This is a genomic window from Microcystis sp. Msp_OC_L_20101000_S702, from assembly GCF_007095705.1.
Lineage (GTDB): Bacteria > Cyanobacteriota > Cyanobacteriia > Cyanobacteriales > Microcystaceae > Microcystis > Microcystis ichthyoblabe_A.
This window is the reverse complement of sequence record NZ_SFBO01000229.1, coordinates 22,126-29,028: the sequence shown is the minus strand read 5'-3', so window position 1 is coordinate 29,028 and position 6,903 is coordinate 22,126. Positions and strand designations below refer to the sequence as shown.

The 6,903-nt window shown below is 41.4% G+C and carries 7 protein-coding genes; 3 read left to right on the top strand and 4 right to left on the bottom strand.

Features of this window, described 5'->3' with window-relative positions; all coding sequences use genetic code 11:
- The first annotated feature begins 205 nt into the window (after nt 1–205).
- Complete coding sequence (locus EWV60_RS22890) at nt 206–481, top strand: hypothetical protein (RefSeq protein ID WP_002732855.1); 276 nt, start codon at nt 206–208, stop codon at nt 479–481.
- Between the two features lie 15 nt (nt 482–496).
- Here EWV60_RS22890 and EWV60_RS22885 read toward each other — a convergent pair whose 3' ends face one another.
- Nucleotides 497–1,669 carry an NAD(P)/FAD-dependent oxidoreductase gene (locus EWV60_RS22885; protein ID WP_287235030.1) on the bottom strand — a complete coding sequence of 391 codons (1,173 nt, stop codon included), beginning with the start codon at nt 1,667–1,669 and terminating at the stop codon, nt 497–499.
- A gap of 121 nt (nt 1,670–1,790) precedes the next feature.
- On the opposite strand from EWV60_RS22885, the gene EWV60_RS22880 reads away from it, so the two are divergent.
- Together EWV60_RS22880 and EWV60_RS22875 are read left to right on the top strand one after the other, a co-directional pair.
- A complete protein-coding gene (locus EWV60_RS22880) occupies nt 1,791–2,432 on the top strand; it encodes a Uma2 family endonuclease (RefSeq protein WP_287235028.1) in 642 nt (213 codons plus the stop codon).
- Nucleotides 2,433–2,456: 24 nt separating this feature from the next.
- The gene (locus EWV60_RS22875) at nt 2,457–3,098 is read left to right on the top strand and encodes a Uma2 family endonuclease (protein ID WP_287235026.1); all 642 of its coding nucleotides are present in this window, start codon (nt 2,457–2,459) and stop codon (nt 3,096–3,098) included.
- Here the strand turns inward: EWV60_RS22875 and recN are convergent.
- From recN to EWV60_RS22860, 3 genes are all read right to left on the bottom strand, one after another.
- Entirely contained in the window at nt 3,075–4,829 is a 1,755-nt protein-coding gene (recN, locus tag EWV60_RS22870; RefSeq protein ID WP_287235024.1) for a DNA repair protein RecN, read from the bottom strand. The two genes, EWV60_RS22875 and recN, sit on opposite strands and share 24 nt — an antisense overlap.
- A 183-nt stretch (nt 4,830–5,012) precedes the next feature.
- Nucleotides 5,013–5,693 carry a two-component system response regulator RppA gene (gene rppA / locus EWV60_RS22865; protein WP_287235022.1) on the bottom strand — a complete coding sequence of 227 codons (681 nt, stop codon included), beginning with the start codon at nt 5,691–5,693 and terminating at the stop codon, nt 5,013–5,015.
- A 133-nt stretch (nt 5,694–5,826) separates the two neighbouring features.
- Nucleotides 5,827–6,885 (bottom strand): DUF2157 domain-containing protein, encoded by a 1,059-nt coding sequence (locus EWV60_RS22860; protein ID WP_287235020.1) that lies wholly within the window; start codon nt 6,883–6,885, stop codon nt 5,827–5,829.
- Nucleotides 6,886–6,903: the final 18 nt, after the last annotated feature.

Sequence of the window (6,903 nt, the reverse complement as noted above, 5' to 3'; positions counted from 1 at the left end):
CCCCTAAGCCGAGTTTTCAAGGTGCTGCGCCGTCCACTTGGTTTTCGAGACTGGCCTTTTAATTCTAACGTAAAGCCAACCTAGAACGGCGGGGTTTCAGACCCAAAATTTCCGATGAAATCGATAGAATAACGATAGGGGAAGCTTGATTGTTTGCCTTAACCGACAATTTTTATTGTTAATCAACTTTGACCAGACCATCATCATGAATGAACCACCTAATAGCGCTGGCGATGAAATCCAATTACCCCGGGGAGAAAGAGTTGACCAGCTAAGACATCTGATCGAAACCCTACGCATTGCCGATGAAGTGGCCAATCGCGGTTATTTGATTACCAGCGCCGAAGTGGCCGATTTAATGGATATTAATCCAGGGGCCGTTACCAGTCGCGGCGACCATTGGCCGTGGCGAAATTGGGTAATCTCCCGGGTCAGACGCGAGGGAAACCAAATTCTTTGGCAGTTGGAAAAAGTCGATTAGGATTAATGGCAACCATCAGTTAATTTCTCTCTTAACTTTTGTAATTATTTCGTCATTTTCCCCCAGCAGATGACGCGCAAAACGTCGAGCTAGGGGCGGAGCCGATACAAGTGTACTGGTAAAACCAGAAAATACCTGCAATCCCACTTTATCGGCGATCGCTCCCACCAGAGGCCGTCCCGAGGGGGCAAAGGCCACTAGGCAATGATGACAGCTGCCGGGGAGAGAGGCTAAAGAGGGCAGCAATGTCCCCACGGCGGTGCGGATTGCTTTTTCTCCGGCCAGAGGGTTTAAAATCCCGTCTGGATCGGTGATAATGGCGCTAATTTGCCCTAGATAAAGACTTTGATCCCGGAATTGTACCGCTCCCGTTTCTAAAACACTGGCAATTATTTCTGGGGTTTCTCTCTGCCAAATGCCCTGCTTTTCTAGTTGGGTGATTTTTTGCTCTAATAGCAATCTGGCAGGAATTGCGGGCATAACTAGGGTGTTTAATTTGATCTCAGTGGGGGGAATTTTGATCACCTGGGCATGGGTAAAATAGACGGGAGCAGTAATACCGGATTTTTGCAGTAAAGACCGGGTTAATCCCCCCGCACAGACGATAGTTTCCCCAGCAGAATAATTATTTTTAGGAGTTTTTGCGCCGGTAATTCTCGATGCAGTTTCAATTAATTCGATGACAGCTTCCCGAATAATCGTGCCTCCCAGACGCAGAAAAGCTTGTTGATAGGCAAGATTAGTTTTTTCGGCGTTAATGTGACCGTGGGGCAGTCGTAAAACTCCGGAGATAGCAGCGGGATTTAATAGGGGTTCTAAAGCGATCGCTGCCTGCGGATCGAGAATTTCGGGGGTAATAGTAAAGATAGCAAATTTTTCGGCCACAGTGGCTGGATCATCTTCGGGGTTAACGGTGAGAATTAACTCTATGTCCCGGTATTCGTTATCTATGCCCAATTCCTGCGATAAATTGCGCTGAATTTCTCGACCTTCTTGATATAATTTTCTCTGGATTTCTGTGGTGGCCGACCAATAGGCTAAACCCCCGTAACTGTAGAAAGTGGCGTTGAGGGGATGGGTTTCTTTTTCTAATAAGAGGACTCGACTGCCTAGATTGGCTAGTTCATAGCTTAAGGCAGAACCGGTGATACCACCACCGATAATTATATAATCATAAGTTGTGGTCATAATTGGGCTAATTTTTCCTCGATTAACCTATTCTATCATTATACTTGCTCGGTTCCCTGGTTCTGATTTAAGCAATAATTGCTATAATTACAGAAAATGTTAAAGGCGGGATCGGATAACTATGCAACAGTTAGAAACTAGGGGGATAACTGACCGATGGATTAAAGGTAGTTGGGAAGAATACTTAGCAGCAATTAAAAACTTCCCAGAAAATCAAGGAAAAAGTTATTATTACAATGGCTATTATCGATTAGAAATGACTCCTATTGGATTTGAACACGCTAGAGATCATCACGTTGTCTTTTTGGGGGTGAGTCTCTACGCTATCCTCAAAGAAATTCCTTTTCAAGGACTCCCTACTTGTTCTTATCGTAAAAGAGGAATTAGAGAAGTGCAGCCAGATATATCTTACTATCTAGGAGAGAAAGCGAATCTGATACCAAATGGGACTTCGATTATTGATTTAAATCAGTATCCCCCACCAGATTTAGTCATTGAAATCTCAAGATCTACCCTCAATGATGACCTAGGCAATAAACGCTTACTCTATGAAGAATTAGGGGTTAGTGAATACTGGATTGTTAAGGTAGAGTATCCCCAAATATTCGCTTTTGAAATAATCGATCGAGGTAGTAAAAGAATTGATATATCAAAGGTTTTACCTAATTTAAAACTTGCGGTTTTAGAGTCAGCTTTACAACAGGCACGCACCAGAGATCAAAGTCAGGTGGGACGTTGGTTAATCACTCAATTTCAAGGTTAACTCCATAAAATCGAGGCTAATATTATGCAACAGCTAGAAACTACTATCTCGACAGATTTATGGATTAAAGGTAGTTGGGAAGAATACTTAGAAGCAATTAACAACTTCCCAGACAATCAAGGAAAAAGTTATTATTACAATGGCTATTATCGATTAGAAATGACTCCTATTGGTAACGATCATGCCAGCGATCATGCTATTTTGATCTTCGCTGTTAGTCTCTATGCCACCCTAAAAAATCTGACCTTTAATGCCAAAGATAATTGCAGTTTTCGCAAGTCGGGTTATCGAGAAGTTCAACCGGATATATCTTATTATTTTGCAGAGAAAGCTAATCTGATTCCCTACGGTACTTCGATGATTGATTTAAATCAGTATCCCCCACCAGATTTAGTCATTGAAATCTCAAAATCTACCCTTAATGATGACTTAGGTAATAAACGCTTACTCTACGAAGAATTAGGAGTTAGTGAATACTGGAGTGTTAAGGTAGATGATCCTCAAATATTCGCTTTTGAAATAATCGATCGAGGTAGTAAAAGAATTGATATATCAAAGGTTTTACCTAATTTAAAACTTGCGGTTTTAGAGTCAGCTTTACACCAGGCACGCAGCCAGGATCAAAGTCAGGTAGGACGTTGGTTAATCAGTCAATTTCAAGGTTAAATCCTGCTGTTTTTTTGCAGCCGCTTTATCCAATAAAGACTCGGCAAAAGCGATGGCAGCCGCTGCCGAATTTCCTCCCGTTAATTGTGCCAATTCTTCCCTTCTCGTCTGACGATTATCGAGAGAAGTAACCCGGACAACCGTGCGAATTTCCGAGAGATTAGTGGAATCATCTTCGGCAATCATTTGTTTATAAACGCGAAAATGGTGATCAGCTAAAGCAGCCACTAAGGGTTGATGAGTGACGCATAAAACTTGATATTGTTGACCTAATTGATCTAATTTATCGGCAATTGCCTGGGCAACTTTTCCCGATACTCCCGCATCAATTTCATCAAAAATTAGGGTGGCTGCTGCCGATTGGGATTGGGAAAAACAGGACTTTAACGCTAGGAGAAAACGACTCATTTCTCCTCCGGAAGCGGTACTGGATAAAGGTTGGATTTTTTCCCCTGGATTGGGACTAAAATAAAATACCACTTGATCGACTCCCAGACTGCTAGGATTACCCGGGTCAATCCGACAGACAAAAATCACCTTTTCCATGGCTAAAGGTTTTAATTCCTGTACCAATTGTTTTTCTAGTTGACTAGCGGTTTCTTGTCGCAAAAAGGTTAACTGGGTGCTAGTTTCTCGATAGATGTTTTCCTGTTGCTGACAAATTTTTTCTAATTCCTCAATCGATTGTCCTTCTCCCGTCAACTCCGCTAATTCCTGCTGTAATTTCTGATAATAATCGATCGCTTCGGCTAAACTTGGGCCATATTTGCGACAAATGCGCTTAAGTTGGACAATTCTCTCTTCTATCTCGTTCAATCTCTCCGGATCTGCCTCTAGACTATCCCCATAAACGTTGATTTCCTGTCCCGCTTCCACCACCTGATTTAATGCCGATCGCACCATCTCTAAAATTGGCTCTAAACTGCTATCATAAACCATCATATTTGTCAAGATATTTTCAGCTTTTCCTAACAAATCAGCGACGGCGGGTTGATCGCGATCATTTTGGTAGAGTAGTTGATAGACTTGATAGCTGGAATTTTGTAAATCGACACCGTGGGAGAGTCGGTTTCTTTCCTGTTCTAACTGTTCCAACTCGTTAGCGTCAGTTAAATTAGCTGATTCTAGTTCTTTTAGTTGATATTCTAATAAATCTAATCTCTGTAGGCGATTTTGTTCCGATTGCAATCTATTATTGAAAATATTCTTGCTTTCTTGCCAGTTAGCGTAGGCTGTGGCTACTTTTTCCCGCTGCAGCAGCAGGGATTCACCCCCGTAGAGATCTAATAATTCCCTCTGTCGATTAGCGTCCATTAACTGAACTGTTTGACCTTGAGCGGTGATTTCTACCAAAAAATCTCTTATTTGCGCCATTTGTTGGCGATTAGCGACGACTCCGTTAATCCGAGAACGAGAACGCAAGGAATTATTAGTAATCACTAATTCCCGGCTGATGGTCAGACTATTATCCTCTAATAGGTCAATTTCCTGACTTTCTAGCCAAGCAATTAATTCTGGAGTCAGAGAAAAAGTCGCTTCTAGGGTTGATTGTTGGCTTCCCTGACGGATGACGCGATGATTGACTTTACCACCGAGAACAATATCGATCGCATCTAATATAATCGATTTTCCTGCCCCCGTCTCACCGGTCAGTACATTTAATCCGCTGCCGAAAGTTAATTCTAAGCGATCGATGAGGGTAAAATTTTCAATTTGTAGGCAGGATAACATATATCAGTAATCAGTAATCAGTTGCTAAGTAGGTAGGCGTTAAAAATTATCAGATGCCCCCTTATTAAGGGGGGATACCCCCTTAATCCCCCCTTATCAAGGGGGGCAGGGGGGATCGAACCTAAAATCCATTTTTAATTTAATTATAACCAGCTACTTATTCTCATTATCCTTCAGCATTCCCTAATTTTCCCCGAAACGGTAGCCTTTCCCATAGACAGTATTAATTAGAGGTGTTTCTCCAGGCGCTTCGATTTTACGACGCAGCAAGCGCATCAGGGCAGGAACCACATTACTATTAGGTTGCTCTCCTTCTGACCAGAGATGCTGATAAATTTGTTCATGGGTGAGAAGTTGCCCCGGATGGGTCATAAATAAAGTTAATAATTGTATTTCTTTTGCTGATAAACTGATCGTGCGACCGTGACGATAGGCCACTTGATTTTCGCTATCGAGTTCTAAATCAGCACATTTTAATTTACTGCTATTACTAGCTTCAAAATTGGGAGAACGACGCAATAAAGCGCGGACTCTCGCTAATAATTCTCGCAGTTGAAAGGGTTTGACTAAATAATCATCAGCACCGGCATCTAATCCCGCCACTCGATCGTCTATGGTATCCTTAGCGGTTAGAAATAAAACGGGAGTGGTGTCCCCCTGATCCCGTAAATATTGACAGATTTGTAATCCGGATTGCTGGGGTAACATCCAATCGAGAATTAAGAGGTCATAATTATTCTCTCGTGCCAATTCTAACCCCGTCCGACCATTATCAGCAATATCAACTTCATAGCCTTCTTGATCAAGAATTTGTTCTAAGGGTTCGGTTAATTCTTTTTCATCGTCAACGATAAGTATTCGCATAGAAGGAAGATTATCAGTTATCAGTTATCAGTTATCAGTTATCAGTTATCAGTGATCAGTTATCAGATGTGAGTTATCAGTTCACTGTTTACTGATTACTGTTTACTGATCACTGAAAAACCATTTCTCCTAATTATCTATCTTTGGGTAATAAATTGCGCCATTCGAGAGGGATATAACTTTCAATAAATCTAGCTAGGGTGGGGTAATGACGCTGGTACAAAATTCCCATATAGATAATACCAAGTCCTAGGACGGTTAGGGCAAAGGGAAAGAAAATTGAATCGGCAAAGATACGATAGGAGAGATAGGAAAGATAGGCAAATACTCCGACACCTCCGAAAACCACAAATAATCTTCTTTTTAGCAGGACGGATAATAACATCAATCCCAAGTTAATTAGACAGTACAAAAATCGTTGCGCTTCATTATCATCGATGAGGAGAGATAAACTAAACCAAAACATAATTAATCCGAATAAGTACAGCCAAAAAGCAAAATCACCCCGACTACGGCGCTGACGTACATCAATTAAATAGGCAGTTATTAAACAGGCAATTCCAAACCAAAAGGATACCCACAGTCGCAGTCTCCATGTATATTCGTTCTCTCCAAATAGTAAAGAGGTTAAGTCCATTGACATATACCACAGACTAAAAGCAATCGGTGCAGTTAAAAAAGGAAATTTAACAAATCTTAAAGTTATTAATCCTGCGATAATCGTGCCTAATTCCATTAAAAACCAACCGCCTTTAGTCCAGGTATAGAAATCTGGATAAATGGCCATATTTCCAGCTTGCCAGTATCCTGTCCAGCGTTGTAAACCGTAGATTGCTAAGGGAGTCATTGCCACTGACATGGTAAATAAAAGGCCGCCTGGTATTTTGAGATTTTGCTGAAAATAGAGATTTTTCCCCGCAAAAATAAAACAAATTGCATAAAACAGGGCGATGAAAAATAGGCCTGCACCACCGAAACTCTCCCAAGCTTCGTTCATAAACCACCCCAGGGCAGAGATAACAATTAATGCCCCAAAATAATAGGCCACATTAGTGAAATTAAAGCGAGGGCGATTAACTTCATCTTCCTGGGGATAACGGCATATAAAAGCCGTCCATAAATTTTCAGCTTGGCTGGCAGTAATTAGGTTTTCTTGTACCGCCCAATCAAAATCTTCTCTTTCTAGTCTCATAATATTCTCTAGTCCTTA

What these genes read in the sequence shown, in the direction of transcription:
- EWV60_RS22860 (WP_287235020.1), bottom strand. Translation starts at nt 6,885, where the DNA reads ATGAGACTAGAAAGAGAAGATTTTGATTGGGCGGTACAAGAAAACCTA.
- EWV60_RS22885 (WP_287235030.1), bottom strand. Translation starts at nt 1,669, where the DNA reads ATGACCACAACTTATGATTATATAATTATCGGTGGTGGTATCACCGGT.
- EWV60_RS22880 (WP_287235028.1), top strand. Translation starts at nt 1,791, where the DNA reads ATGCAACAGTTAGAAACTAGGGGGATAACTGACCGATGGATTAAAGGT.
- rppA (WP_287235022.1), bottom strand. Translation starts at nt 5,693, where the DNA reads ATGCGAATACTTATCGTTGACGATGAAAAAGAATTAACCGAACCCTTA.
- EWV60_RS22875 (WP_287235026.1), top strand. Translation starts at nt 2,457, where the DNA reads ATGCAACAGCTAGAAACTACTATCTCGACAGATTTATGGATTAAAGGT.
- EWV60_RS22890 (WP_002732855.1), top strand. Translation starts at nt 206, where the DNA reads ATGAATGAACCACCTAATAGCGCTGGCGATGAAATCCAATTACCCCGG.
- recN (WP_287235024.1), bottom strand. Translation starts at nt 4,829, where the DNA reads ATGTTATCCTGCCTACAAATTGAAAATTTTACCCTCATCGATCGCTTA.